This window comes from Aquisphaera insulae, assembly GCF_011064615.1.
Taxonomy (GTDB): domain Bacteria; phylum Planctomycetota; class Planctomycetia; order Isosphaerales; family Isosphaeraceae; genus Aquisphaera; species Aquisphaera insulae.
Genome location: NZ_JAALJH010000082.1, coordinates 1 through 25653 on the forward strand (window position 1 = coordinate 1; position 25653 = coordinate 25653).

Sequence of the window (25653 nt, forward strand, 5' to 3'; positions counted from 1 at the left end):
TTAGTGATGATCCGGGGCGGGCAACGTCTCAGGAGGCTGCAACTTCGCTCGCCAGAACGTTGACGGATAGGGAGTTACGACTTCGCAGGTGGCGGAGGCCAGGGTTATTGGCATTCCCCCAGCTCCGCCACCAGCCGGTCCACCAGTTCAGCCTTGAACGCAGGCCACCGCTGGTGCTCCTGAGTTCCGCCCACGGCCCGGTAGATGGTCTTCAGGTTACGAGCCTCGGGCGTGTCGCCAGCCAGGCTCATCGACGTTTTGGCGGCCCGGATCTTCGCACGGATGACGTTCGGCGAGTCGGTCACGTTGATCCGGCTCATGTCGTCCGGGTCGGATTTGCTCATCTTCCGCCTGCCCTCGGTCAAAGACATGATCCGCGGGTACTCGCTGACCACGGCCTGAGGCTTGGTGGAACACCCCATGAGTGGCCACGCACCCCATGAGTGGCCACGCACCCCATGAGTGGCCACGCACCCAAAATAGAGAATTTGGAGAAGTGGGAGTGAATATCTCCTAAGCAGCTCGTCGATTCAGTGGAGGCCTGGCCTACGATGCCCCAAAGTCAGCGTTGGCCAGACTACCCGCTTTGGGTGCCTGGCCTTCGATGCCTTGTGGCCTTGGATGCCTTCGATGTCTGGCCTTAGATGTCCTTGAACTTCTATGGCGTTTCGCGCCCGAGTGGAGGTCGATAATCGTATCGATTCCCGACCTCTTTCCTGCCCCCCTGACCTCTCTCCTGCCCCCCAAGAAAAAAACCCCAGCCGAGGGGCTGGGGTTGAAAGACGTGGTCGACCCGTATCGAACCGAGCATCGGTCGGGCAGGTAAGTCTGCGAACAGGCCCGACCAGTCAAACCGACAAACAGTGAAACGCGGATCGGCCACGCCGAGGTTGTTCAAGGCAAAGGGCGTGCCCAGCCGTTGGATCCGGCCCTATCCAGGGGACGGGATTCCCGGCCTCGCAAGGTGGATCATTCCGCCGGCTCGTCGAACCCTTCCTCCGCCGGCAGCTCGTCCCCCTCCTCAATCGGACGCGAGAAGACCGGGGACTGCACGATATCGTGCTCGAAAGTCCCCCGGATCGGCCCGTAGCCGAAGGTATGGACGTCCTGGCCCTCGCCAATGAGCTGGAGCAGCTCGATGTCGAGCAAGTTCAAATCCGCGTCCGAGAGCCCCTCCTTCGCCATCAGGAAGTATTCGGTCTGCATCTCGTCATGGATGAGGATGGCGCTCCCGACCTCGTGGAATCGTTCGTCGCGTCGCCCCCACCTCAGGGCCGGGCCGAATCGCTCTTCGGCGTCGGGGAGACCCCCTTCATGGACCAGGATGTCGAAGATTTCGACGGGCTGCCGGCGCGATCTGTGGAAAATGAACATGCGAACTCCAGGGGACAATCGGATCGGGCAAGGGCCCCATGATACCGATGCCGAGTGGAATTCAGCGAGGGTCCGCTGTCGCGGCCTGATCCTCGGGGGCCGGGAGGACCCATCTCGGGAACCTGATGACCAGGTCCGCGGGATGGTTCGAGAGGCCGACACGGGATTGTCGCGAACCCGAAAGGGGTTCGATCATCGGACCGGTTCCGGACCCGTTCCTGCCGCGCCTCGATCGCTCGTGGGGCCGAACCGTCGCCCGCCCGCTCGATCGAGACGCGGCAGGAGCCGCTCCTGGCCGAGCCTGGGCGGCGATGCACTCGGCATCCTGCGGAGCGGATCGCCCTGGGCGTCGACGATGCACTCGGGGGGCACCGGCCGAGGTGATGATGAGCCCGACGATCCGAAGTGCGAGAGGCGTCACCGGACGTACGGCGTTCCGCCGGCGCGAGGTGATTCGACGACGTCGTCCTCGGGGACGTGCAAGACACGCAGGCTCGCCTCGGGAGCTCGCGGTCGCTCCACCGGATCTCCCGGGCCGTATGCCCAGGGACGCCACTCGGCGGCCTCGCAGGCCTCGGCCGCGTCCTTGTGCTCGCGCCACATCGCGCGACGGAGTTGCTGCGCCTGGAAGATCGGATCGTCTTCCGGGCCGACGATCACCGTCCCGATGCTCTTGTACTGGTCCATGGAGCTGCGGTGGGCGACGGCGAGCTGGTGGAATCGCTGCCTCCTGCGATTCCAGGACCAGGCGGCCAGGAACGCCGCGATCACGAGGACGGCGAGCAGCAGATCGCGGAGCCGCAACTGGAGTCGCTTCATGATTCGCGGTCCGTTCTCCGAGGGCGTCGTTCGAGCACCGATTGAACTGGTCGCGACGTGGGGATCCGGCCGAGCACTCGCATCACCCGTGCCGCGGACCAGGCCGTCCCGGACCTCGTCGTGTGGCCGTCGGAGTGGAGGGCCTCGGCGGCGTGGCGAGGCGAATTGCTTTTGCCCCGCGGTTCGGTCATGTGCTCGGCCAGGTTGGCATACGCGTCTACGGCCTTCGCCTTCCTCACCCGCGCCGTTTTGGCCAGCCCGGCCGCCATGGGCTCGGACCTCAGGCTCCGGCACTCCGGGAGCGAGGCCCCCTCTTGGCGCCACGCTCGGCCATCACCTCGGCGGGCACGTCCATCCCCCGGGCCCGGTCCAGCTCGCGGAGCCGCCTCGACATTCGGCCGGATCGGCGGTAGGCGGCCTGGACGTCGTTCGTGCGGCCCGAGATGCGCCGGGCCTCGTCCGCCGTATCGGGCTTGAGTGCGGGGCCGCTGTTGGCAGGCCGCCGATTCCCGTGGCCACGTTTTCCCCCGGAGGCCTGAGTTCTGACATCAGCCGTCCTCGGCCGGCTGGGGTGCCCCCGGGTGGGGGTGTTTCAGCTTCTCCTTGACGTCATCCGGGGCGGCCAGGAGCGACACGATGAAGTGGTGGCGGGTGGCCCTGTTGGGGGCGAACCCAAGCTCGAGGGCCTGCTCCCACCGCTTCACGGCCGTTGCCCAGTCGCCGGCCGCGGCCAGCTTCTCGGCCTCCCCGATCAGGGCATGGATCGCCTTCTTCTCTGCTTTCCCGCTGGGGTTCATGGTGGCCTCCGAAGCAAAACCCGGCACCAGCCATCACGATCATAGCCGATATCAGGATGGGTTGTTGGTTTCGCGGGTCTGTCAGCAGGCGTTTGATCCGAGAAACCGGGAGGCAGACTCCATGCGGGAATCGCGTGATGAGGCCGACCCATGGCGGAGAATCCACGGCTTGCCCTATCGCCGGCCGGAGCCGACTCGCTCGAGACGCGCGACGTGGTGCCTCCGTGGTCCACGGTGCGATCGTAGGGTCCCTTCTGAGGATTTTCTCCATTTTGGTGAAACTCGGGGCCTGTTTCTTGGGACTGTATTGAGTAGGGAGGGATTCTTGCGCGCCACGGGTGCGAGAACCCCGAGCGGCTCCTTGGCAATCCGCGAGACGGTGAATGAGCCGGTTGGACCGGCCCGCGCGGAGGACGCGGGCCGGCGGGATTCGTGGCGAAATTTGCGATCAAAGCCAACGTGATTTCGAGACGCAAGTCTTTCAATCGTAAAGGGAAACTCCTTCGCATCCGCGGTCGTTGATTTGACGAACGAACCCAAATTCGCTCCCAACGGCGGAGCCGCGGGAGGTCGCCGTAAGCCCACCGGGGAAGGCCCTGGCAGCGGGCGGGCGGTCACGAATCCCGGTGACGGTTGAGCTTGCGGCCGGAGGTTGGTTGGAGCGCGGAAGTCGACCCACGAGCGGCCCGAGGGTGGAGCGAGAGACCGGAATCCGCGATAGCAAAGCCAATTTGAAATCGACGAAAGTGATTTATGGGGAAAGAGATACGAATCAAATAATGTTCGGTTTATGCGACGAACGGAGCCAATTCCCCGGGCCCTCGGGGGCGGGACCGGCTTGGCATGGTGGCCTGCCTCCGCGATCGCCGCGTCCGTCCTCTGGACATTTAGGCGGACACGCGTATACTAGGCGATCGAAGGATGACGCATCCGGCCGGGGGACATGCGACGGATTTCGGAGGGGCAATCCAGGGATGGCGACATCCGACATCGTGATCCGGGGGGCGAGGGAGCACAACCTCCGGGACGTCTCGCTGACCTTGCCGCGCGGGCGGCTGATCTGCCTGACGGGGGTCAGCGGGTCGGGGAAGAGCTCGCTGGCGTTCGACACGCTCTATGCCGAGGGCCAGCGGCGGTACGTCGAGAGCCTCTCGAGCTATGCCCGCCAGTTCCTCGGGCAGATGCCCAAGCCGGAGGTCGACCGGATCGACGGGCTCTCGCCGTCGATCTCGATCCAGCAGAAGACCGGCGGCCGGAACCCGCGATCGACCGTGGGCACGATCACGGAGATCAACGACTACCTCCGCGTCCTGTTCGCCCGGGTCGGCCAGGGGCATTGCCCGAAGTGCGACCGCCCGGTGGCGGCGCAGACCCGCGAGCAGATCGTGGCCCGGATCCTCGCCCTGCCGGCCGGCACGGCGTTCAGCGTGCTGGCGCCGGTGGTCCGCGGGCAGAAGGGGGAGTACAAGGACCTCTTCACCGACCTGGCCAAGGCGGGGTACGTCCGGGCCCGGGTCAACGGTACGGTCCACTCGCTCTCCGACCAGCTCGCGCTCGACCGGCAGATCAAGCACAACATCGAGGTCGTCATCGACCGCCTGAAGGCCGGGCCGAACGTCCGCGGCCGGCTGGCGGAGGCCGTCGAGCAGGCGCTCAAGCTCGGCGAGGGGACGGTGATCGTCGCCGTCGAGGGGCAGCCGGACCTGCTGCTGTCCTCGGCGTACGCGTGCACCCACTGCGGGCTGAGCTTCGACCCGCCCAGCCCCCAGCTCTTCAGCTTCAACAGCCCGCAGGGGATGTGCCCGGCCTGCGACGGCCTGGGCATCCGCCACGACTTCGACCCCGACCTGCTGGTCCCGGATCCGAGGCTCTCGGTCTGGGACGGGGCGATCTCGCTGCTCGGGCCGGTGAAGGGGATCGGCCGCTGGCGCAGGCACCTGTTCGAGGGCGTGGCCGCCAACTACGAGAGCGACCCCGACGGGCCGCCCAAGGGGAAGATGCTCAAGGGACCCTGGAAGGACCTGGACGAGCGCTTCCGCAAGGTCTGGCTGTACGGCTCCGGCGATCGCGTGATCGTCCACCACTGGAAGAGCCGGGCCAAGGTCTGGTCGCACACCGAGCCCTGGCAGGGGGTGGCCACCGAGCTGCTGGCGCGCTATCGCAAGTCGCAAGGCGGGCCGACGAAGGCCCAGCTCGAGCCCTACATGCGGAGCGTGACCTGCCCCGAGTGCCAGGGCAACCGGCTGAACGCCCGCGCCCGGGCCGTCCGGGTCGGCGGCAAGACCCTCGTCGAGCTCGGCGGCATGCCCATCAGCGAGGCCGCCCGCTTCTTCGACGCCCTGGCGGAGGGGACGACGGCAGAGGCCATATCTCCCAGGAACCCCTCTGGCAAGGGGGAAACCGATCCGGCTCTCCCCCTTACGAAGGGGGAGTCGGAGGGGGTAAATGTCGCGAGCCGAGTCGATCGAAAACACCCCCCTGAATCCCCCCTTGGTAAGGGGGGAAGCGATCTGGCTCTCCGCCGTGCCAATGGGGAGCTTGAGGGGATTCCGGAGCCATCCGGCGGCGTCGTGGGCTCTCCGGCCATCCCCCTCGACGCGGTCTCGCGGACGATCGCCGAGGAGCTGCTCAAGGAGATCCGCGGCCGGCTCCGGTTCCTCACGAATGTCGGCCTCCACTACCTGGCGCTCGACCGCGCGGCGCCGACGCTCTCCGGCGGCGAGGCCCAGCGGATCCGGCTGGCCAGCCAGGTCGGCGCGGGGCTCGTGGGGGTGCTCTACATCCTGGACGAGCCCTCGATCGGGCTCCACCCGCGGGACAACGACCGGCTGATCGCCACGCTCCAGGGGCTCCGCGACGTGGGCAACACCGTGATCGTCGTCGAGCACGACGAGGACACGATGCGCGCGGCCGACTGGCTGGTCGACTTCGGCCCCGGCCCCGGCGTGAAGGGGGGCGAGGTCGTGGCCCAGGGGACGCTCGCCGACCTCTCGAAATCGAAGCAGAGCCTGACCGGCGCCTACCTCTCCGGCAAGGCGGAGATCCCGATCCCGGTCGACCGCAAGGCCCCCGACGGCCGAGCCCTGACGATCAAGGGGGCACGGCAAAACAATCTTAAGAATATTGATATTAAGATCCCTCTCGGCCTCTTCGTCGGCGTCACCGGCGTGAGCGGGTCGGGCAAGAGCTCGCTCGTGGGGGACATCCTCCGCGAGGCCCTGGCCCGCGACCTCAACGGCGCGGAGGGGACGCCCGGGGCGCACGACGCGATCGAGGGCGCGGACCAGCTCGACAAGGTCATCGACATCGACCAGTCGCCGATCGGCCGGACGCCGCGGTCGAATCCGTCCACGTACATCAAGCTCTTCGACCTGATCCGCGACCTGTACACGAAGCTGCCGGAGGCCCGCGCCCGCGGCTACCAGCCGGGCCGGTTCAGCTTCAACGTCGCCGGCGGGCGGTGCGAGGCCTGCGAGGGGAACGGCTCGAATCGGCTGGAGATGGACTTCCTCGCCGACGTCTGGGTGACCTGCCCGGTCTGCGAGGGGAAGCGGTTCAACCGCGAGACGCTGAACGTCCGGTTCAAGGGGAAGAGCATCGCCGACGTCCTGGACATGGACGTGCAGGAGGCGCTCGAGCATTTCGCCAACGTCCCCAAGATCGCGACGATGCTCAAGACCCTGCACGACGTCGGCCTCGACTACATCAAGCTCGGCCAGCCGTCGCCCACGCTCTCCGGCGGCGAGGCCCAGCGGATCAAGCTGGCCCGCGAGCTCGTGAAGCGGAGCACCGGCAAGACGCTCTACATCCTCGACGAGCCGACCACCGGCCTCCACTTCGAGGACGTCAAGAAGCTGCTGGAGGTCCTCCACGGCTTCAAGCGGTCGGGCAACACGGTGGTCGTCATCGAGCACAACCTGGACGTCATCAAGACCGCCGACTGGCTCATCGACATGGGCCCCGAAGGGGGCGCCGACGGCGGCCGCGTGGTCGCCGAGGGGACGCCCGAGGAGGTCTCGAAGGTCGCCGCCAGCCACACCGGCGCGGCGCTCGTGCGGACGCTCCACCCCGACCATGGACGGCACGTCGGGCATGCCGCCAGGCCGGCCGGCAAGAAGCGGGGCAGGGGGGCGTCGTCGTCTTCCGAGGAGGGTTTGAGCGCGATCGCGGTCCGCGGGGCCCGGCAGCACAACCTCAAGGGGATCGACGTCGACATCCCCCGCCACGCGATGACGGTCTGCAGCGGCCCGTCCGGGTCGGGCAAGAGCTCGCTGGCGATCGACACGCTCTATGCGGAGGGCCAGCGGCGGTACGTCGAGAGCCTCTCCAGCTACGCCCGCCAGTTCCTGGCCCCGCTCCAGAAGCCGAAGGTGGAGCACATCAGCGGGCTCTCGCCGGCGATCAGCATCGAGCAGAAGACGACCAGCAAGAGCCCGCGGTCGACCGTGGGCACGGTGACGGAGATCCACGACTACCTCCGGATCCTCATGGCCCGGCTCGGCCAGCCCCATTGCCCGGCCTGCGGGATCCCGATCGGCACCCAGACGGCGGACGAGATCGTCGAGAAGATCCTCCACATGCCGGAGGGGACGAAGGTCTTCATCATGGCCCCCGTCGAGCGCCGGGACAACGAGACGTTCGAGGCCCTCTGGGACGACCTGCGTGCGTCGGGCTTCTCGCGGGTCCGCGTCGACGGCAAGACGGTGGAGCTGGACAGCCCGCCGAAGCTGAGCCATCGCCGCAAGCATCGCGTGGAGGTCGTGATCGACCGCGCGATCGTCCGGCGGTCCACGCGGTCCCGGCTGGCCGACTCGGTGGAGTCGGCCCTGGACCTGGGCAAGGGGGTGCTCCACGTCGCCAAGGTCGGCGACGAGGGCAAGGAGAGTTCGTGGCACGTCGAGCGGTTCAGCCAGCATCGCTCGTGCGACCGCTGCGGCCGGAGCTTCGAGGAGCTCTCGCCGCACAACTTCTCGTTCAACAGCCCGCTCGGCTGGTGCCCCGTCTGCGAGGGCCTGGGCACCCAGCATGGGGCCAACCCGGCCGTGCTGATCCCGGACCCGCGTCGGAGCCTCCGCGAGGGGGCCGTGGACGTCTGGCCGAAGCTCGACGAGAACCCCGCGTTCGGCCGCGTGATCTCCGCCGTCGCCGACGCCGAGGGGATCGACCTGGACATGCCCTTCGACGACCTGGAGGGCCGCCTGAGGCGGATCATCCTCCACGGCGCGGGGGAGACCTGGTATCCGGTCCCGCCCGACGAGGACGCCGGCTTGCCCGGGTATTCGGTCCAGTACAAGGGGCTCTTCCCGGCCATCGAGGAGGCGGCGCGGGTCTCGTTCGTGTACCGGTGGAAGCTCCAGGGGATGGTCGACGACGTCCCGTGCGCCGCCTGCATGGGGGGCCGGCTCCGCGACGACTCCGGCGCCGTGCGGTTCCACGGGCACACGCTCGACCAGATCAGCCGCTGGCCGCTCGGCCAGGCGCTCGAGTTCTTCCGGGGGCTGAAGCTCGGCAAGGACGAGTCCCACATCGCCGGCGACCTCGTCCGCGAGATCCGCGAGCGGCTCACGTTCCTCGTCGACGTCGGGCTCGATTACCTGAGCCTGGCGCGGGGGACGCCCACGCTCTCGGGCGGCGAGAGCCAGCGGATCCGGCTGGCCAGCCAGATCGGCAGCGGCCTCACCGGCGTGCTCTACGTCCTGGACGAGCCGACGATCGGGCTCCATCCGCGGGACAATGCGCGGCTCCTGAAGGCACTCCGGCACCTCCGCGACCTGGGCAACACGCTGGTCCTCGTCGAGCACGACCGCGAGATCATCGAGGCGGCCGACAACCTGGTGGACTTCGGCCCCGGCTCCGGCGCCTTCGGCGGCGAGGTCACGGCGGCCGGGCCCCCCTCGAAGGTGAAGGCCGCCGCCAAGTCGCTCACCGGCAGGTACCTCAGCGGCAAGTCCGCGATCCCGATCCCGACCAACCGCCGGCCGGCCTCGGCCAAGGCGAACGTCCCGGCGATCGTGATCCGGGGGGCCCGTCAGCACAACCTCAAGGACATCGACGTCCGGTTCCCGCTGGGCGTGGTCACGGTGGTGACCGGCGTCAGCGGCTCGGGCAAGAGCTCGCTCGTCGAGGACATCCTCTGGAAGGCCGCGGCCAAGCAGCTCCACCGCGCCCAGCTCACGCCCGGGGCCCACGAGCTGATCGAGGGCCTGGAGCAGGTCGACAAGGTGATCAGCGTCGACCAGACGCCGCTCGGCTCGACGCCGAACTCCACGCCCGCCACGTACTCGGGCGTCTTCGACCTGATCCGCGAGCTCTTCGCCAAGCTGCCGGAGGCCAAGGTCCGCGGCTACACCTCGCGGCGGTTCAGCTTCAACATGGCCGGCGGCCGATGCGAGACCTGCGAGGGGGCGGGCCAGAAGAAGATCGAGATGCACTTCCTGCCGGACGTCTGGATCACCTGCGACGCCTGCAACGGGGCGCGGTTCACGCCCGAGGTCCTGGCCGTGAAGTTCCACGGCAAGACGATCGCCGACGTCCTGGACATGACGGTGGACCAGGCCCTCGAGCTGTTCGCGAGCGTGCCCCGGATCCGGAAGATCCTCCGGACGCTCCACGACGTGGGCCTGGGGTACGTGCCACTGGGCCAGTCGGCGCCGACGCTCTCCGGCGGCGAGGCCCAGCGGGTGAAGCTGGCGGCGGAGCTCGCCCGGCCCGACACGGGCAAGACGCTCTACATCCTGGACGAGCCGACCACGGGCCTGCACCTGGACGACATCCGCAAGCTGCTCGACGTGATCCACCGCCTGGCCGACCTGGGCAACACGGTGGTCGTCATCGAGCACAACCTCGAGGTGATCAAGACGGCCGACTGGCTGCTCGACCTCGGCCCCGAGGCCGGCCTGAAGGGGGGCGAGCTCGTCGCCGAGGGGACGCCCGAGGAGGTCTCGAGGAGCGACCGCAGCCAGACCGCGCGGTTCCTCGTCGACCTCCTCGCCGCCGGCCCGTTCGCCGAGCGGGAGCGATTCGACCCCAAGGCCGCCGCCAAGCAGGCGATGGACGAGGCGAAGGCCCTCCGGGAGTCCGCGAAGGCCCAGGCCGCGGGCGTGGGCGTGACGTCGACGGCGAAGGGGGGCAGGGGCGCCGCCGGCAAGAACGGACAGGCCGCCGTGATCTCCGCGGCCGACGCCCTCACCCCGTGGGAGCTCGACGGCCGGACCTGGCACACGAAGACCCGGACGGCCCGCAACGGCAAGCCCGCGCGGTGGGACGGCGCGATCCTCGAGCAGGTCGTGGACCGGATCGAGGCCCTCGGCGGCGACAAGCTCGCCCCGACCGACTGGTCCGAGCGGGGCGTCGTCCGGATCGCGGCCGCGCCGCGCGACGGCGAGAAGAAGCGAGGAGTCCTCGTCTTCCATTCGACGACGTCCGCCGAGTGGGTGGTGACGCTTCAGTTCTTCGTCCCGCGGAACACCTTCCAGGCGAAGACCCTGGAGTCCTCGCTCCGCCTGCCGCCGTTCCACGAGTGCTCCCCGCCCGTCCACAGCGACGCCCCGCGTCTGAAGGTGGAGCACGAGGCCTCCTTCCAGGTCGTCACCGTGACCGCCCACACCACGGATGGCCTCGACACGCCGGCCTTCCAGAAGTTCGTCGAGAAGGCCGTGGCCGCGGCCCTGACGATGTCCGCCGAATCGAAGGGGAAGCTGAAGAAGGCGAGCGAGATTTGATGTAGATAGGTTGATTTTGAGAAGGTGAGCAAAGCCCGTCCTCGGGGAATACGGAGACCGTGGCCATGGACGGATTGGGCACGCAGCCTGCCCGGCGCGAGCTGGGACGTGAGCCCTCGACCCCGCCCGACGCCCGCCTCACTGGTTCATGTTTAACCCGGGCATGGCCTCGCGGAGCTCCCCGATCGCGCGTTCCGTGATTCGCGTGCTCAACATCAGCGTCTGCAGGCGGGACATCGACTTCAGGCCCTGAAGGCCGGCGTCCGAGACCTGGCTCCTGGACATGTCCAGCATCGACAGTTCGCGGAGGTCGAGCAGGGCGGCGAGGCCGGCGTCCGTAACTCGATCGGGCAAGGTCAATGATTGCAACTCGGTGAGCCCGCGGAGATGGGCGAGCCCCGCATCGGTCACTTCGGTCCCGCGCAGGTTCAGGGATCGGACCTGAGCCAATCCGCCCAGTGTCGCCGCGCCTCGGTCGGTGATCATGGTTTCGCTCAGGTCGAGCATCCGCAAGCTCGGTAGCATGCCGAGATTGAGCTGTTCCAGGTCGGTGTCCGTGAGGTCCGTCCCCTTCAGGACCAGCCTCAGCGAGGCCTTACCGCCCGCCATGGGACCCGGGATCTGGGTGACGCTCCCCCCCAGCCTCTTGACCTCCGCAAGGACCTCCGCGGCGGTCGTCGGATGAGGTCGGGGCGTGAGGTTTGTGGTCGTGATCACCGGGGTCGTCGGGCGCGCCGAAGCGTCCCAGAGCCTCGCCGTGTTGTCCCAGCTCCCGGAGGCGATCGTCCGTCCGTCGGGGGAGAAGGCCAGGCATTTCACCGCGTTCGTGTGTCCGCGGAAGGTCGCGAGCAACTCGCCCTTGGTCGCGCTCCAGAGCTTGACCGTCTTGTCGAGGCTGCCGGTCGCCACCCATTTCCCATCCGGCGAGAAGGCGACGCCGTGGACCGTCCTGCGATGGCCGCGAAAGGGGGGACGTTCCCGGCCGGTCGCGACGTCCCAGAGCCGGAGCTCCGGCGTCGCCGTCGCGGCCGCGATGGTATCGCCGTCGGGGCTGAACGAGAGCGCCCAGATGATCCCGAAGAGCCCGGCAATCCGCCTGGCGAGGGTCGGATGCCGTTCATCGGACACGTCCCAGATGGTGAGAGTCACGCCGTTACCGGACCTCAGGGATGTCTCGTCGAGGGAGTAGCTGCTCTGCGCGTCCATCGTCGCGACGGCCAGCGCTTTCCCCGCCGGGGAGAATGCCAGGGCGGTGGCGACGTCGTCGTCCGGGAGGCCGGGAAGCGGGGCGAGGAGAGAGCCGTCGGACAGGCTCAGGAGCACGGCCGAGCCGTCGCCCTCGGTCCCCACGGCCAGCGTCTTCCCGTCCGGACCGATCGCCACGCCGAGCGTCTTTCCGGCCTCGAGCCTCCTGGCCATGGTCCTTCCCGGCACGTCCCAGAGCCGGACGCCGTCGAGCGCGCCGGAGGCGATGGTCCGGCCGTCGGGGGAGAACGAGAGGCTCTCGATCCACCCCTCATGGCCCGGAAGGTCCGCGAGCTTCCGGCCCGAAGCGACGTCCCAGAGGCGCACGACCTCGTCATAGCCGCCGGTGGCCAGGATCGAGCCGTCCGGCGAGAACACCACGCTGCGGACGGTGTCGGACGAGGCCGGCAGGACGTACCGTTCGCCCGTCTCGTCGCCCGCGAATGAAACCTCCGCCACCATCACGGCGAGGACGAATGAGGCGACCGATACTCCCCCGAAACGCGAGAACGTCAGCATGTGTTACGCTCCTCCCCTGCGAACGCCTTCATCGAGCTTGCGACGGGAGCCGCGACGCGACCGAACGGAGGTCCGGCGGCCCTCCTGGCCATCGCGAGGATCGTCGGCGAGAAGGGCGAGAGGAACGCGATGCACCTCGGTGCCTCGGAGGGACCCCATCGATCGAGCCGGGGACCGGTCGCCGGGTCTCCATGGACCCGAAGAATCGCCACGCGACGAAGGGGGAGGCCCGGCCGACGACGGATACCATCATGTCCAGGATGGTGGCGGCCCGCCGCGGAGGCTCGGTCATGTGCTCCCCGGCCCGGTCGCGACCAAGGTCAGACAGGAGTCGGATGGGCCGACGATAATCGCGCGGCGTGGAGGAGTCAAGCGGGCGACCGGCCGGAGGCGTGAGGATGCGCCCCGCCGAGGATGAGGGAATCGGTGAACGCGATGAGGGCCTGGTGTGATTCGGCCGGCCCGACCTCGGTCCAGCTCGCCGGTCGGGGGATCGCTTTGCAGGTCCCCCGGCCGGGGCTGCCGACATCAGAGGACCCGGCATGCCTCCTCGAAGGTCAGCCGCGGTGCCCGCGGCGGCAGCTTGGTGTGGTCGCCGTAGCCGAGGTTGCAGAGGAAGTTGACCTTCCACTTGCCGTCGGGGAAGAACTCGGCGTTGACCTTCGCCCCGTCGAAGCCGGCCATCGGGCCGCAGTCCAGGCCGAGCGCCCGGGCGGCGAGCATCAGGTAGGCGCCCTGCAGGGTGCTGCTCTGGGCGGCGGTGTGGGCGATCATGGCGTCGTTGCCCACGAACCAGCTCTTCGCGTCGACGAACGGGAAAAGCTTCGGGAGCTGCTCGTAGAACTCCATGTCCTGGGCGACGATCACCGTCACCGGGGCCGCTTTCGTCTTGTCCACGTTCCCGGGCATGAGCGCGGGGATCAGCCGCTCCTTCGCCTCCGGGGTCGTCACGAAGACGAACCGGGCGGGGGATGCATTGGCGCTCGTCGGGCCCAGGCGGGCCAGGTCGTACACCTCGCGCAGCAGCGACTCCGGCACCGGCTTGGGCAGCCACGCCCCATGCGTGCGGGCCTCGCGGAAGAGGACGTCGAGCGCCGCCCCGTCGACTCGCCCTCGATCGTTCGTCTCCGACATGGCGATCATCTCCTTCGAGAAAGTTCGTCTCGTGACGGTCAATGCATTGACCGTAAGACCACGGGACACGGTCTATTCATCCCTCGGGCAAGCGGCGATGAGCCGCCCGAGCAACGCGTGCAGTTGCCGGAGTTCGGCCTCGGAGAGGTGGCCGAAGATCTCCCGGATCAGTTCGTCCTGGCCGGGCCGGACCTTGCCCGCGAGCTTGCGCCCGGCGGGGGTCACGTGGATCCGGTTGACGCGACGGTCCTCCGGATCCGGCCGGCGCTCGACCAGGCCGGCGGCGCCGGCGCGGTCGATCAACCCCACGATGTTGGCCTTGGTCACCAGGAGCCGCTCCGCCAGGTCCTGCTGCGTGACCCCGTCGCCGTGGCAGAGGGTCAGCAGCATGTCGAACTGGGCGAGCGTGATCCCGTGCTCCGCCAGCCGCGATGCCATCCGTCGCTCCAGCCGCCCCTGGAAATCCAGCAGGGCCACCGCGACCTTCACCTCCCACGGGCGAGGGTCGTCGTTCAGGATGGGCAACGAGGACTGGGGCGGCCTGCGTGACTGGCTCATTTCGTCAACATGTTAACCAGTTCGGGCCGGAGGTCAAGGGGAGCCGGGCGGCTGGTTGATGGAATCCTTCCAGACCTGGTGGATGTGGCGGGCGATCGTGGCGTAGCCGGCGGGGTTGGGGTGGGTGTCGTAGGGCCAGTACTGGGGGCCTTCGGAAGCCTCGGCGGCCTCGAGGGCCGCGGTGGCGTCGGCCAGGGGGATGTCCAGGGCGCGGCAGACCTCGGCCAGATGGCGGGGCTGGCTGCGGTATTTCGGGTCGACGGGGAGGGCCTCGGCGGTCGCGGGGTCCATGCCCAGGGCGACGAGCGCGGGGGCGTATCGCGGGTGGACGACGCCGAGGAAGGGCGTGTAGGCGACCATCAGCCGCGCCCCGGAGGATCGGCAGGCCGCGCGCATCGCCTCCAGGAAGGGCCGGGGCGAGCCCCCCTTCGCGGCGAAGTCGTGCGAGAGCAGGCCGGGCATCTCGGCGGACTGGAAGATGAGCCAGGGGTTGAGGCGGCCGGCCCGCATGTCGTCGTACAGGTCCTCGCGCAGCCCGGGGGGCCGGGGCCGGCCGTCGGACCAGGGATTCGTCGAGTCCGGGACGGGGGCGAAGAAGTCGATCGGCGGGTGGAACCAGCGACGATGGATCGGCCGGTCGTGGATCACGCGGTCGAGCAGCACCGCGAGCCGAGGGGAGCGCGAGTCGGGCCGCTCGAGGCCGATCCGGCGCGGCGGCGACTCAAGGCCCCTGACGTCGGTGCTCGGCATGTCGTTGGCATAGAGCGCGACCACGACGTCGGTCGGCCTCAGCAGCGGGACGCCCTCGCGGAGGATCGACCAGAGGTGAGGGAGGCTGGCGGCGATCACCCCCAGGTTGATCACCTCGGCGTCGGTCCCCTCGCGAGCCAGGATCCGCGACCAGGCCGCGGGGATCGTCTCCGTGTTGCCGGCCCCCTCGCCCTCGATCACCGAGTCCCCGATCACGAGGATCCGCCGCCGCCCCGGGGCCGGCTCGATCGCGAAGTCCGGGCCGCGGAATCCGCGGAGGTTCAGGGAATGGATCGTCACGAATCCATCCGGCCGGCTCGCGATCCTCAACCGGTCGTAGACGAGCCCCCGGTCCAGGGCCTTGCCCAGGCTCGGGTGGGTCTGGGCCATCTGCTGGTAGTGGATCCGATTGAACCTCGGCGCGTCCGGGATCGGGAAGATCGCGCGGAAGAGGACCTCCTGGCCGATGAGGAGGAGCAGGAGCGTGAGGACGCGGAAGAGCCATCGCCGCCTTCGACCCGACCGGGGCCGCGCCGCCTCGGCCTCGACGGCCGGCGAGCTCGGATCGGAATCGGGGGGCTGCGAGTCGGCCTCGGACGGGGTGTCGGTGATCATGACCGGCCCGGGATCGTGGGTTCTCGTCTCCTGGCTCACCTCGATCATCCGCGGATCGGCGTCGGCGAGCAAGGATCGCCGCCGGTCGAATCATCGGGCTCGCACCCGGTCGCGTTGCTATAGTGACATGCCGCGGGCCGTCGCCGACGGGCCGCCGATCTAATTCAATTGTTGAACTATTTGACTTCGGAAGTCGGCGGGACTACCATGTCGTCGAGCGGGAGGAAGGGCGGGCGGGGTATCTCGATCACCCCGGCGAATTACTGGAGGCTGATGCAGTCGGTCCTGGACGATTCGGAGCCGGCGCTGCAGGCCCTGGGGCTCTCCCCCAAGGGGTACTTCCTGCTGGAGACGGTTGCGGATCATCCTTTTCCCGCCGAGCTCGCCCGGCGGATGCACGTGCCGCCGCCCACGGTGACGTACCTGGTCAAGCAACTGGAGTCCAGGGGGTTGCTGGAGAGGCGGCCGGAGGCCGGCGACCTGCGGAAGTTCCGCCTGGTCCTGACCCCGGCCGGCGGCGAGGCCCTGAGGAGCGGGGGGGCCGCGCTCTCCGCGGCCTTCAACGAGCGCCTTCGCCGCCTCTCCCGCGACGAGCTGGCCGTGTTCGAGTCGCTCGTGGCGCGGCTGGCGGCCCGCGACGAGGGGGCGTGACGCGACTCACGTCCCATCCATGCCATGGAGAACGACGATGCGATACCGATTGCTCGGGAAGTCCGGCCTGCGGGTCTCGGAGCTCTGCCTGGGGACCATGACCTTCGGCGAGGACTGGGGATGGGGCTCGTCGAAGGACGAGAGCCGCCGCGTGCTGGACGCCTTCCTCGAGGCCGGCGGCAACTTCATCGACACGGCGAACCTGTACACCGGCGGCACCAGCGAGTCGCTCCTGGGCGAGTTCCTGGAGAACGACCGCGACCGCGTGGTCCTGGCGACGAAGTACACCAACGCCATGCCCGGCACCGACCCGAACGCCGGGGGCAATCAGCGCAAGAGCATGATGCGTTCGGTCGAGGCCAGCCTGAAGCGGCTGAAGACCGACTACATCGACCTCTACTGGTTGCACATCTGGGACCGGATGACGCCGCTCGAGGAGGTGATGCGGGGCTTCGACGACCTCGTGAGCCAGGGCAAGATCCTCCACGCGGGGGTCTCCGACATGGCGGCCTGGGCGGTCGCCCGGGCGAATACCATGGCGGAGCTTCGCGGCTGGACGCCGTTCGTCGGCCTCCAGGTCGAATACAGCCTCGTCGAGCGGACGGTCGAGCGCGAGCTCTTGCCGATGGCCGAGGCCCTCGGGCTGGGCGTGACCGCGTGGTCGCCGCTGGCCGGCGGCATCCTGACCGGCAAGTACGCCGCGGGCAAGGCGGAGGCCGATGCGCGGATGAATTCCGACATGATGAAGCGATTCGCCCGGTCGAGCGAGCAGGTGGAGGCCATCGTCGCCGAGGTCCTCTCGATCTCGAAGGCGGTCGGCCGATCCCCGGCCCAGGTCGCCCTGGCGTGGTTGCGTCAGCGGCCCGTCCCGGTGATCCCGATCGTCGGGGCGAGGAAGCTGGACCAGTTCATGGACAACCTGGCCTGCCTCGACCTCAGGCTCGACGCCTCGCAGCTCGATCGCCTCGACGCGGCGAGCCGAGTCCCGCTGGGGTTCCCGCACGATTTCCACGCGAACGAGATGGTCAACGGCTTCATTTATGGCGGGCTGCGGGACCGGATCGACGCGTGAAGTTCGGGCCGTTCGGGAAATCGGCGGCACGGGCAAGCCGGCACTGTCGCTCTCCTGGGGGGGGCCTCGGCGCCGGCCACGTCCTTGTTGCCGTTCCGATGTTCAGTCGTCGACAAACGCGCCGCGGCCCGTTAGCCTTTGGGGGTTCACCTCGCGATCTCGGCACGAGAATCCTTCATCCGGGAGAGAAGATGATGATGCTGAGAGCCATGCGCTCCGCCGCGGCGGCGTTCGTTGTCCTGGGGACCTGCGCGGGGGCCGGCCTTGCCGGCGACCTGACCGAAGGTCTCAAGTCCGGCACGCCGGACCTGAAGTCGGCCGGCGCGCTGGCGTTCGGGCCGGACGGGGTGCTCTTCGTGGCCGATCAGGCCGGCGGGGCGATCTTCGCGATCGACGCCGGGGATCGCGGCCAGGCGCCGTCGCAGGCCCCCGCCGCGGTCCACGTCGAGGGGATCGACGCCAGGATTGCCGGCATGCTCGGCACCACGGCCGACCAGATCCTGATCCGCGACGTGGCCGTCAACCCGGCCTCGGGCAAGGTCTATGTCTCGGTCGCCCGCGGTCGCGGCCCGGACGCGGCCGGCGTGATCGTCCGCGTGGGGGCCGACGGCGAGATCCAGGAGCTGCCGCTGAAGGGCGTGAAGTTCGCCAGGGCGGAGATCTCCGGCCTCGCCACCGGCCGCGGCCGGCAGGACTCGATCACGGACCTCGCCTACCTGGACGGCCGCGTCTTCGTCGCGGGGCTGTCCAACGAGGAGTTCTCCTCGAACCTCCGCGCCATCCCCTTCCCGTTCGCCGGGGCGGGCGAGCAGGGGGCGCACATCGAGATCTACCACGGCTCCCACGGCCGTTTCGAGACGACCTCGCCGGTCCGGACCTTCATCCCGTACGACATCGACGGCAAGCGATATGTCCTGGCGGCCTACACGTGCACCCCGCTGGTCAAGTTCCCCGTCTCCGACCTCCGGCCCGGCGCCCGGGTCAAGGGGACGACCATCGCGGAGCTGGGCAACCACAACAAGCCGCTGGACATGATCGTCTACCAGAAGGATGGCCGCGACTTCATCCTGATGGCCAACAGCAGCCGGGGCGTCATGAAGATCCCGGCCGACCGCGCCGGGACCCAGGAGGGGATCATCCGCCGCGTCAGCGACAGGGCCGGCCTGCCGTATGAGACCGTCGACGGGCTGAAGGGGATCGAGCAGCTCGACAAGCTCGGCAAGGAGAGCGCCGTGGTCCTCGCCCGCGGCGAGAACGGCCGGCTCGACCTGAAGACGATCGCGCTCCCCTGAGCGATCGATCGGGCGAATTCGATCGACGCCCCCCGGAGAGTCCTCCTCGTGGCAACCTGCCCGGCCAGCGGCCTTCTCCTGTGGATCTTACCGGCGGCGCTGGCCCTGACCGCGTCGCCGGCCCCGTCGTCCGCCGAGGAGGGCCCGTCGGTCGTGCTTCGTCGCGAGGGGGACGAGGCCTCGGTGGAGGTCCGTGGCCTGGACCTCGCGGACCTTCGCCGCCTGGCGGCGGTCGACTGGGACGCTCGCCGCTGGTCGTCGCTGCTGGCGATCATCGTGGCGGCCCGGGGCCAGGCCGCCCGGCCCGATCCGCCCCCGGTGCTCGGCACGTACCGGGTCGAGGGCGGCGTCCTGCGATTCCGGCCTCGCTTCCCGTTCGTCCCCGGCCTCCGCTATCGCGCGGCCTTCCATCCCGGCCGGCTTCCCGGTCGCGTCGAGGCAGCCCCGGCGACCCGGTCCGTCGCCGAGCCTCCGCCGGTCACGGCCGAGTTCGCGCTGCCGGAGCCCGCGCCCGTCGCCCCCACGGTCGTCCGGCAGGTCTATCCGAGCCGTTCGACGCTGCCCGAGAACCAGCTCCGGTTCTATCTGCACTTCAGCGCCCCGATGAGGCAGGGGAACGTGTACGACTTCATTCATCTCCTCGACTCGACCGGCAGGGAGATCGACGGTGCCTTCCTGAGGCTGGATGAGGAGCTCTGGGACCGCGACGGCCTCCGCCTGACCCTGCTCATCGACCCCGGCCGGATCAAGCGCGAGGTCGGGCCCCGCGAGGGATTCGGCCCCGTCCTGGAGGCCGGCAAGGACTACACACTCCGCATCGACGCCCGCTGGCCCGACGCCCGGGGCCGCCCGCTGAAGGAGGCTTATCGCAAGGCGTTCCGCACGACGGCCGCGGATGACGCCTGCCCCGACGTCGCGGCCTGGCGGATCGGCCCCCCGGCGGCTTCGTCCGTCGCCCCGCTGGTCGTCGATTCGCCGGAGCCGCTGGACCACGCCCTCTTCGCCCGACTCGTCCGCGTCCAGGACGCCGACGGCCGCGACGTGCCCGGCCGTGCCGACGTGTCCGCGGAGGAGACCCGGTGGTCCTTCGTCCCCGAGCGTCCCTGGCGGCCGGGCCGGTATCGGCTCATCGTCGACACGGCCCTCGAGGACCTCGCCGGCAACAACCTCCGCCGCCCCTTCGAACTCGACGTCTTCGAGCCCGTCAGCCGCCGCATCGAGTCCCGCGTCGTCGAGCGTCCCTTCGAGATCCGGCCGGGATCGTGACGGCTGGCGCCGTCGGCTGCGATCGCGCACCGGGGCTCACGGTCTCCTCGCCGCCTCCCTCGATGCGAGGAGTGCCTGGAGTGCCCAGCCCGTGGTCGAGAGTCGTTCGGCGTAGCTCTCGCCGTCCGGCGGGCGGGTCGTCTCGGGCCAGCTCCCGTCGGGGCGCTGGGTCGCGATGAGGAAATTGCGGCCGCGACGAATCCGATTCGAGCGGTCGGGGAAATCCTCGGATCCGGCCAGGGCGATCAGGACGACCGCCGTGTCGAACGGCTCGGCCGGCGCGTTCGGAAACGGGCCCCAGCCGCCGCCGGCGGCCTCGCTCTTGAGGATCAGCTCGAGGCAACGCCGGCGCTGAGCGAGCGCCTCGGGATCGCCGGCACGCTCCAGGCCGATCCGCACGGCGGCGGCATCGAGGACGTTCCGCGCGTCGGCCCGTCGGAGCCAGCGTCCGGCCCGGTCGATGGGGGCGGCGAAACGCGTCGCGTCGGCCGCGAGCAGGGAGCGTCGGGCCACGGCGGTGGCCAGGGCCGTCCCGTAGGTGGCCGGCGACCCGACGGTCGCCTCGGCGTCCACCCGCCACGATCCATCCCCGCCCTGATCGGCCGCGACCTGGCCGGCGGCGTGGACCAGCGCCCCCCGGTCCTTCGACCGCCGTGCGTCGATCGCGTCGGCGAGGGCCGCCGCGAACTCGATTCGCGCGAGCACCCTGTCGTTGAACGGCCCGTCGCCGCCGTTGCGGTCCCAGCCCTCCGGATGCTCGAGCCATCGGACCGTCCCTGCGGTCGCCTCGTCCGGGACCGGGTCGCCGAGCCGGGCCGCCTGCAGGAGGCCCCGGGCGGCGTCGCCGTTGTTGTGGCAGGAGAAGCAACGATTCTCGGCCGGCCACCGCGGGACCTCCCGGGCGAGGTAGGCGATCGCGCGGGCCTCCGGCGTGCCTTCGTCCCCGTACCCGCAGAGACAAACCAGGATCGCGATTACCGTCATCGAGCCGGTCCGCCGCAAGGTGTCGGGATTCAGCCGCGTGCCATCGCCTGATTGTCGTCCGCCGGTCAGGGAGTGTCGAGCGTCGTCGGGCGGTAGAATCGAGCGATCGAAGGAGCCGCCATGTCCACGGCCGAGAATCGAGAGCTGACGCCACGGGAATACCTCGCCCTCGAACGGGCCGCCGAGATCCGGCACGAGTTCTATCGGGGCGGGTTGCGGGCGATGAGCGGGGCGACCCGGTCTCACAATCTCATCGTGACCAATCTCGTGACCGCTTTCGGAAATCGCCTTCGGGGCCGGCCGTGCGAGACGTACTCGAACGTCATGCGAGTCTTCGTCGAGCCGACGGGACTGTATACCTACCCGGACATCGTCGTGACCTGCGGCGGCCCGCGATTCCAGGACGGGGTCCACGATACGCTCCTCAATCCGTCGCTGATCGTGGAGGTGCTCTCGGACTCGACCGAGTCCCACGATCGCGGATTCAAGACGATCCAGTATCGGCGGCTGGAGTCGCTGCGGACCTATGTGCTCATCTCGCAGAAGTCGATGCTGGTCGAGTGGCATACCCGGGTCGGGGCGGACCTCTGGGCGATTCGCGTCGCCATCGGCGCGGACGGTGTGCTCGACCTGGGCGACGCGCTGGCCGTCCCCGTGTCGATCCCGCTGGCGGAGATCTACGACCGGGTGGAATTCGCGCCCGTGCCGTCGGACGGCTGCCGCATCTGATCGCTGGCCCGGGACCCGGACGACCATCGATCGGACCATCGGATCATCGCCGCCCGCAGGATTGGCGTTGACCGCTCCAGGATTCCCGGCAGAATACGCCCGGTATCGCTGGAGGCCATGAGTCAACCCTCACGGAATGGATGAACCGCGAACGCCGCGGCCGGCATCGCCGTCGCGGCGAGAAGCACGGGGATTGCCCGCCCGGGCATGCCGCGCTTGCCGTTGTGGAAGGTGGCGTCGAACTGGATTCGACCCCCCCTCGTCGGAAGGTGAGGATCGAGATCCGCTCCCAATCCCGACGCCGTGTGTTGCTTGCTGTGACACTCGCTCCGACCCAGGGTCGCGCCGCGGCGTGGCCCTCAGGCATCCGGATCGCACCGGAGGATGCCGGAAGTCATCGACGCGTGGATTCCCCGAAGCACGCCGGCATGGGATGGCGACGAGCGACGTAAGTCATCTGCCAGCGATCTCGGGTATCCCGCCCGGGTCACGAGGGAGACGCCGCCGGAAAGCGGCGGATCCGGTGCCTCATCAGGGACGATGGACGATGGGAATCGATTCGATGTTCAGAAGCAGAGACGGGGTGCCGATTCGGGCGTTCGATCGCGAGCCGTGGCTCGACGTCTCGTCGCCGCGGAGCCGATCTCGAGCCCACCGCATCGCGGTGTTGGTCGCGGCCGCGGCGGCACTGGGGGGATGGCTCGCCCCCGGTCGGGCGAACGCGGGTTCCATGAAGCTGGGGCCGACGGCGCGCACGGCCGCCATGTTCGAGCGGCTCGAGCGGCAGAACGTCGGCGTCTACGAGCGGATGGTCCAGATGCGCGATGCCAATCCGGCCGCGTTCGACCGGAACCACCCGTTCTACGGGGCCCTGCTCACGAGCCCGACGGACTTCGCCTACTGGCTGAACCGGTGGCAATCGCATCACCAGCGATTCGAGCACTTCCACCCCCTGGCCTGGCGGGTGATCGCGGGCGAGGCCTATGCCGGCGGCCCGCCGACCTCGGCCGTCACCACCCCGGAGGTCCCGCCCACGACCTCGCCGCTGATCCCGCCGGCGGGCCAGGGCCTTGACCCGACGGGCCCCCCCACCACCCCCACGAACCCGAACCCGCCGGCCGGCCCGACGGCCTCGGGCGCGGTCCCCGAGCCGGCCTCCTGCGTGATGCTGGTCTCGTCCATGGCCGTTGTCGCCGCGGCCATGGCCCGCTCGCGGCGAAAGGCCCGTCCGGAATAGCCAGCGGCTCGCCAGGTCCCGGTCCCCGGCGCTTTTCGCCTCCGCGCCGGCGGGACCTCAAATCGTGGTGTAAGCTTGGGTTGCCGATTCGCCGGCCCTCCCTTCGTCGGCGCCCAGCAACCGTACGATTCCACCACCTTTGAAGCGAGGCGACCATGCACCCCCGGACGAGGTGGCTTCTCGCGGCCATCGGGTTGACCGCCCTTTGGGGCGGGCCCGCAATGGCTTGTCACGTCTGCAAGCAGACGCCCTGCGCGATCGCGCCCCAGCCAACTTACGAATGCGTCATCGAGAACGTCCCCGTCACGGTGATGAAGACGAAGACGAAGGTGGACCTCGTCCCCGTCCGCACCAGGACGATCATGGAGACGAAGCTCGAGACGACGTACGTCGATGAGAAACGGACCATCTGCTGGCCCGCCTTCGAGACGACCTACGAGACCCGCACCTACACGGTCTGCCGCCCCGTCTACGAGACCACTCTGGTGGACCAACCGTTCACCGTCTGCCGGCCGGTGAGCACCACCCGCCAGGTGACCGAGTGCGTGATGAAGCCGTTCACCGAGCAGGTGATCGTCCCCGTGAAGACGGGCTGCGGGCTCTGCGGCCACCCCGCCGGGGGTTGCACCTGCCGGACCGTGGCGAGGACCTGCTACAGGCCCGTCCTGGTCACGCGAGACGTGGTCGAGACCCGGATGGAATCCACCGTCGAGGTCCGCCAGGTCCCGGTCACCACCTGCCGGCTCGTCCCCGAGACGCGGTTCGAGAAGATCCCCGTCACCGTCCGCAAGATGAAGACGGAGGACATCTACTTCAAGGTCCCAAGGGTCGTCTCGAAGTCGGTCCCCAAGACGCTCGTCTGGAAGAAGGCGGTGGTCACCTGCGTCGAGGTCCCGGTCACGGTGTACCGGCCGGTGATGAGGATGGTCCCGGTCGTCCCGTGCGAGGGGGACGAGATCATCGCCAGCCCGCAGTCCGAGGCCCTCGCCCCGGTCGAGTCCGCCCCCCCGCCAGCCGCGGCGGCTCCGCCGCAGCCCAGCGAGGAGCGGGCGGAGCCGGAGGGGAGCAAGCCCAAGCCGAAGCCCACGCCCAGCCCGGCCGTACCCCCGCCCCCCACGCCGGCCCGCCTGGTCCCGGGGGCCGCGGCCTCGCACCCCGCGGCCCCGGAGTTCGCTCCGGAGCTCGGCACTCCCCCGGAGCCGGCCGCCTGATCGGGCTCCCTCCGCGAGCCCGCCGCCCCGGCCCCGGCCGCTTCTGTGGTTGACGGCCGCCGCGATTCCTTGAAGACTCATATCCTCGCGCGGGGGGCGATTCCTATCGGGATGGCCTCCCGCTCGATTGCGTCCAAGGGAGCGGGCCGGGGGGCCCACCTCCCGGGGCGAGACGAGATGCGCCGAGGAGAACGATGAGCCAATCATTCGAACACGAGCAGACCGCGGCCCTCGCGGCCGTCCGTCAGGCCGCGCGGCTCTGCCAGTCGGTCCGCCGGGGGATCCGCCCGGAGGTGCTGGACAAGAAGGACAAGAGCCCCGTCACGGTGGCCGACTTCGGCAGCCAGGCCCTCGTCTGCCGGGCGCTCCTCGCGGCCTTCCCGGACGACCCGGTCATCGCCGAGGAAGACTCCGCGGAGCTCGGCGAGCCGGCGAACGCGGAGATCCTGGACCGGGTCCTGGCGCACGTCCGGGACGGTGGCGGCGATCCGAGCCTCGCCGACGCCACGGCCGACCAGGTCCGCGGCTGGATCGATCGCGGCGCCACGGCCGGGTATCGCGACCGCTTCTGGACCATCGATCCGATCGACGGGACCAAGGGCTTCCTCCGCAACGAGCAGTATGCCGTTGCGCTGGCGCTGGTCGTCGATGGCCAGGTCGTGGTGGGGGCGCTCGCGTGCCCGAACCTGGCGGAGCGAGGTGTCGTCTTCACCGCGGTCCGCGGCGGCGGGGCCTTCGCGATGCCGCTCGATGAGGCCGGATCGACGCCCGAGCCGATCGGCGTGAATGCCGCGGACGATCCGGGATCGACGCGATTCTGCGAGTCCGTGGAATCGGGCCACAGCGCGCACGGGGACGCGGCGGCCATCGCCGGGAAGCTCGGGATCTCCGCCCCGCCGATCCGGATGGACAGCCAGGCCAAGTACGGGGTCGTCGCCCGGGGCCAGGCGGACATCTACCTCCGCATGCCCACCCGCGCCGACTACCGCGAGAAGATCTGGGACCATGCGGCCGGCGCGATCCTCATCGAGGAGGCGGGCGGGACCGTCACCGACATCACCGGCCGTGCGCTGGAATTCCGGCACGGCCGGGAGCTGACCGTCAATCGGGGCGTCGTCGCCTCGAACGGCCGGATCCACGACCGCGTCCTCCGGGCCATCGCGGACCTCGGGCTGATGCCTCCCCCTTGAAGCAGGCCGGGAGGGGCCGTCGACGAGTCGGACGAGCTGATCGCGGGCCCCTCGGCCGCCTGGCTCGCCGACCTCGCCTCAGGGGGTCTTCGGCTGGGTGCTCGAAAGCGGCGAGGGCGATGCGTCCGGCATGTTCGCCGACGGGAACGGGCTGAACGGCGCGGGGGCGGGCGCGGCAGCCCCGGCCGCAGCCCCATTCCGCTCGATCGTGGGGGCACTCGGGAGCTGGACGGGCTCGTGCGGGACCCTGTCCTTGTGCCTCAGGTGGCCTCCCGTGCATCCCGAGACGAGCGTGAGGGCGGTCGTGAGCACAGCCAGCCGGGCCGTGGTCTTCATGGGACGGTTCCTCCGTGAATGCATGATGTTCGCGAGGGCCGCCGGGTCGTGATGTGATGGGGCGGGTCGCGACGCGACGCCCACAGCATATCGCGACGGCCGGATCTGAAAACCCGAATCCGGCTGGCGGGATCGGGTGCCGGTGGCGATGAT

The 25653-nt window shown here is 69.5% G+C and carries 19 protein-coding genes; 9 read left to right on the plus strand and 10 right to left on the minus strand.

What is annotated here, in order from left to right; all coding sequences use genetic code 11:
• Positions 1-104: 104 nt before the first annotated feature.
• The 4 genes from G6O54_RS29330 to G6O54_RS29345 form a co-directional block, all read right to left on the minus strand.
• The gene (locus tag G6O54_RS29330; protein ID WP_256369013.1) at positions 105-422 is read right to left on the minus strand and encodes a nucleotidyl transferase family protein; all 318 of its coding nucleotides are present in this window, start codon (positions 420-422) and stop codon (positions 105-107) included.
• A 547-nt stretch (positions 423-969) separates the two neighbouring features.
• Positions 970-1374 (minus strand): hypothetical protein, encoded by a 405-nt coding sequence (locus tag G6O54_RS29335; protein ID WP_165231664.1) that lies wholly within the window; start codon positions 1372-1374, stop codon positions 970-972.
• Between the two features lie 417 nt (positions 1375-1791).
• The gene (locus G6O54_RS29340; protein WP_165231667.1) at positions 1792-2193 is read right to left on the minus strand and encodes a hypothetical protein; all 402 of its coding nucleotides are present in this window, start codon (positions 2191-2193) and stop codon (positions 1792-1794) included.
• Between the two features lie 548 nt (positions 2194-2741).
• Positions 2742-2990, minus strand: coding sequence for a hypothetical protein (locus G6O54_RS29345; RefSeq protein WP_165227073.1), 249 nt, complete (start codon positions 2988-2990; stop codon positions 2742-2744).
• Positions 2991-3964: 974 nt separating this feature from the next.
• On the opposite strand from G6O54_RS29345, the gene uvrA reads away from it, so the two are divergent.
• The gene (uvrA, locus tag G6O54_RS29350; protein WP_165231670.1) at positions 3965-10711 is read left to right on the plus strand and encodes an excinuclease ABC subunit UvrA; all 6747 of its coding nucleotides are present in this window, start codon (positions 3965-3967) and stop codon (positions 10709-10711) included.
• 138 nt (positions 10712-10849) lie between these two features.
• Here uvrA and G6O54_RS29355 read toward each other — a convergent pair whose 3' ends face one another.
• The 4 genes from G6O54_RS29355 to G6O54_RS29370 form a co-directional block, all read right to left on the minus strand.
• Positions 10850-12475, minus strand: coding sequence for a PD40 domain-containing protein (locus G6O54_RS29355; RefSeq protein WP_165231673.1), 1626 nt, complete (start codon positions 12473-12475; stop codon positions 10850-10852).
• A 528-nt stretch (positions 12476-13003) separates the two neighbouring features.
• Entirely contained in the window at positions 13004-13609 is a 606-nt protein-coding gene (locus G6O54_RS29360; RefSeq protein WP_165231676.1) for a malonic semialdehyde reductase, read from the minus strand.
• A 72-nt stretch (positions 13610-13681) separates the two neighbouring features.
• Positions 13682-14167, minus strand: coding sequence for a MarR family winged helix-turn-helix transcriptional regulator (locus tag G6O54_RS29365; RefSeq protein WP_165231679.1), 486 nt, complete (start codon positions 14165-14167; stop codon positions 13682-13684).
• Positions 14168-14200: 33 nt separating this feature from the next.
• Positions 14201-15532 carry an SGNH/GDSL hydrolase family protein gene (locus G6O54_RS29370; protein ID WP_165231682.1) on the minus strand — a complete coding sequence of 444 codons (1332 nt, stop codon included), beginning with the start codon at positions 15530-15532 and terminating at the stop codon, positions 14201-14203.
• Between the two features lie 207 nt (positions 15533-15739).
• Here G6O54_RS29370 and G6O54_RS29375 point away from each other — a divergent pair, with 207 nt between their 5' ends.
• From G6O54_RS29375 to G6O54_RS29390, 4 genes are all read left to right on the plus strand, one after another.
• On the plus strand, positions 15740-16183 hold the full coding sequence (locus G6O54_RS29375; RefSeq protein WP_165231684.1) for a MarR family winged helix-turn-helix transcriptional regulator: 444 nt from the start codon (positions 15740-15742) through the stop codon (positions 16181-16183).
• 37 nt (positions 16184-16220) lie between these two features.
• Positions 16221-17255, plus strand: coding sequence for an aldo/keto reductase (locus tag G6O54_RS29380; protein ID WP_165231686.1), 1035 nt, complete (start codon positions 16221-16223; stop codon positions 17253-17255).
• Between the two features lie 191 nt (positions 17256-17446).
• Positions 17447-18547, plus strand: a complete 1101-nt coding sequence (locus G6O54_RS29385) for a PQQ-dependent sugar dehydrogenase family protein (protein ID WP_165231688.1) — start codon at positions 17447-17449, stop codon at positions 18545-18547.
• A 48-nt stretch (positions 18548-18595) separates the two neighbouring features.
• Positions 18596-19813 carry a hypothetical protein gene (locus G6O54_RS29390; protein ID WP_165231690.1) on the plus strand — a complete coding sequence of 406 codons (1218 nt, stop codon included), beginning with the start codon at positions 18596-18598 and terminating at the stop codon, positions 19811-19813.
• 36 nt (positions 19814-19849) lie between these two features.
• On the opposite strand, the gene G6O54_RS29395 is transcribed toward G6O54_RS29390, so the two are convergent.
• Positions 19850-20797 carry a prenyltransferase/squalene oxidase repeat-containing protein gene (locus tag G6O54_RS29395; RefSeq protein ID WP_165231692.1) on the minus strand — a complete coding sequence of 316 codons (948 nt, stop codon included), beginning with the start codon at positions 20795-20797 and terminating at the stop codon, positions 19850-19852.
• A 120-nt stretch (positions 20798-20917) separates the two neighbouring features.
• Here G6O54_RS29395 and G6O54_RS29400 point away from each other — a divergent pair, with 120 nt between their 5' ends.
• From G6O54_RS29400 to G6O54_RS29415, 4 genes are all read left to right on the plus strand, one after another.
• On the plus strand, positions 20918-21526 hold the full coding sequence (locus G6O54_RS29400) for a Uma2 family endonuclease (RefSeq protein ID WP_165231694.1): 609 nt from the start codon (positions 20918-20920) through the stop codon (positions 21524-21526).
• 562 nt (positions 21527-22088) lie between these two features.
• Complete coding sequence (locus tag G6O54_RS29405) at positions 22089-22763, plus strand: hypothetical protein (protein ID WP_165231697.1); 675 nt, start codon at positions 22089-22091, stop codon at positions 22761-22763.
• A 221-nt stretch (positions 22764-22984) separates the two neighbouring features.
• Positions 22985-23974, plus strand: coding sequence for a hypothetical protein (locus tag G6O54_RS29410; protein WP_165231700.1), 990 nt, complete (start codon positions 22985-22987; stop codon positions 23972-23974).
• Between the two features lie 194 nt (positions 23975-24168).
• Positions 24169-25164, plus strand: coding sequence for a 3'(2'),5'-bisphosphate nucleotidase (locus tag G6O54_RS29415; protein ID WP_165231703.1), 996 nt, complete (start codon positions 24169-24171; stop codon positions 25162-25164).
• A gap of 78 nt (positions 25165-25242) precedes the next feature.
• Here G6O54_RS29415 and G6O54_RS29420 read toward each other — a convergent pair whose 3' ends face one another.
• Positions 25243-25500 carry a hypothetical protein gene (locus tag G6O54_RS29420; protein WP_165231706.1) on the minus strand — a complete coding sequence of 86 codons (258 nt, stop codon included), beginning with the start codon at positions 25498-25500 and terminating at the stop codon, positions 25243-25245.
• Positions 25501-25653 lie beyond the last annotated feature (153 nt).

Bases quoted from the DNA above. Each gene is read 5' to 3' on its own strand.
- G6O54_RS29330 (WP_256369013.1), bottom strand. From the start codon at position 422: ATGGGGTGTTCCACCAAGCCTCAGGCCGTGGTCAGCGAGTACCCGCGG.
- G6O54_RS29335 (WP_165231664.1), bottom strand. From the start codon at position 1,374: ATGTTCATTTTCCACAGATCGCGCCGGCAGCCCGTCGAAATCTTCGAC.
- G6O54_RS29340 (WP_165231667.1), bottom strand. From the start codon at position 2,193: ATGAAGCGACTCCAGTTGCGGCTCCGCGATCTGCTGCTCGCCGTCCTC.
- G6O54_RS29345 (WP_165227073.1), bottom strand. From the start codon at position 2,990: ATGAACCCCAGCGGGAAAGCAGAGAAGAAGGCGATCCATGCCCTGATC.
- uvrA (WP_165231670.1), top strand. From the start codon at position 3,965: ATGGCGACATCCGACATCGTGATCCGGGGGGCGAGGGAGCACAACCTC.
- G6O54_RS29355 (WP_165231673.1), bottom strand. From the start codon at position 12,475: ATGCTGACGTTCTCGCGTTTCGGGGGAGTATCGGTCGCCTCATTCGTC.
- G6O54_RS29360 (WP_165231676.1), bottom strand. From the start codon at position 13,609: ATGTCGGAGACGAACGATCGAGGGCGAGTCGACGGGGCGGCGCTCGAC.
- G6O54_RS29365 (WP_165231679.1), bottom strand. From the start codon at position 14,167: ATGAGCCAGTCACGCAGGCCGCCCCAGTCCTCGTTGCCCATCCTGAAC.
- G6O54_RS29370 (WP_165231682.1), bottom strand. From the start codon at position 15,532: ATGATCACCGACACCCCGTCCGAGGCCGACTCGCAGCCCCCCGATTCC.
- G6O54_RS29375 (WP_165231684.1), top strand. From the start codon at position 15,740: ATGTCGTCGAGCGGGAGGAAGGGCGGGCGGGGTATCTCGATCACCCCG.
- G6O54_RS29380 (WP_165231686.1), top strand. From the start codon at position 16,221: ATGCGATACCGATTGCTCGGGAAGTCCGGCCTGCGGGTCTCGGAGCTC.
- G6O54_RS29385 (WP_165231688.1), top strand. From the start codon at position 17,447: ATGATGATGCTGAGAGCCATGCGCTCCGCCGCGGCGGCGTTCGTTGTC.
- G6O54_RS29395 (WP_165231692.1), bottom strand. From the start codon at position 20,797: ATGACGGTAATCGCGATCCTGGTTTGTCTCTGCGGGTACGGGGACGAA.
- G6O54_RS29400 (WP_165231694.1), top strand. From the start codon at position 20,918: ATGTCCACGGCCGAGAATCGAGAGCTGACGCCACGGGAATACCTCGCC.
- G6O54_RS29405 (WP_165231697.1), top strand. From the start codon at position 22,089: ATGTTCAGAAGCAGAGACGGGGTGCCGATTCGGGCGTTCGATCGCGAG.
- G6O54_RS29410 (WP_165231700.1), top strand. From the start codon at position 22,985: ATGGCTTGTCACGTCTGCAAGCAGACGCCCTGCGCGATCGCGCCCCAG.
- G6O54_RS29415 (WP_165231703.1), top strand. From the start codon at position 24,169: ATGAGCCAATCATTCGAACACGAGCAGACCGCGGCCCTCGCGGCCGTC.
- G6O54_RS29420 (WP_165231706.1), bottom strand. From the start codon at position 25,500: ATGAAGACCACGGCCCGGCTGGCTGTGCTCACGACCGCCCTCACGCTC.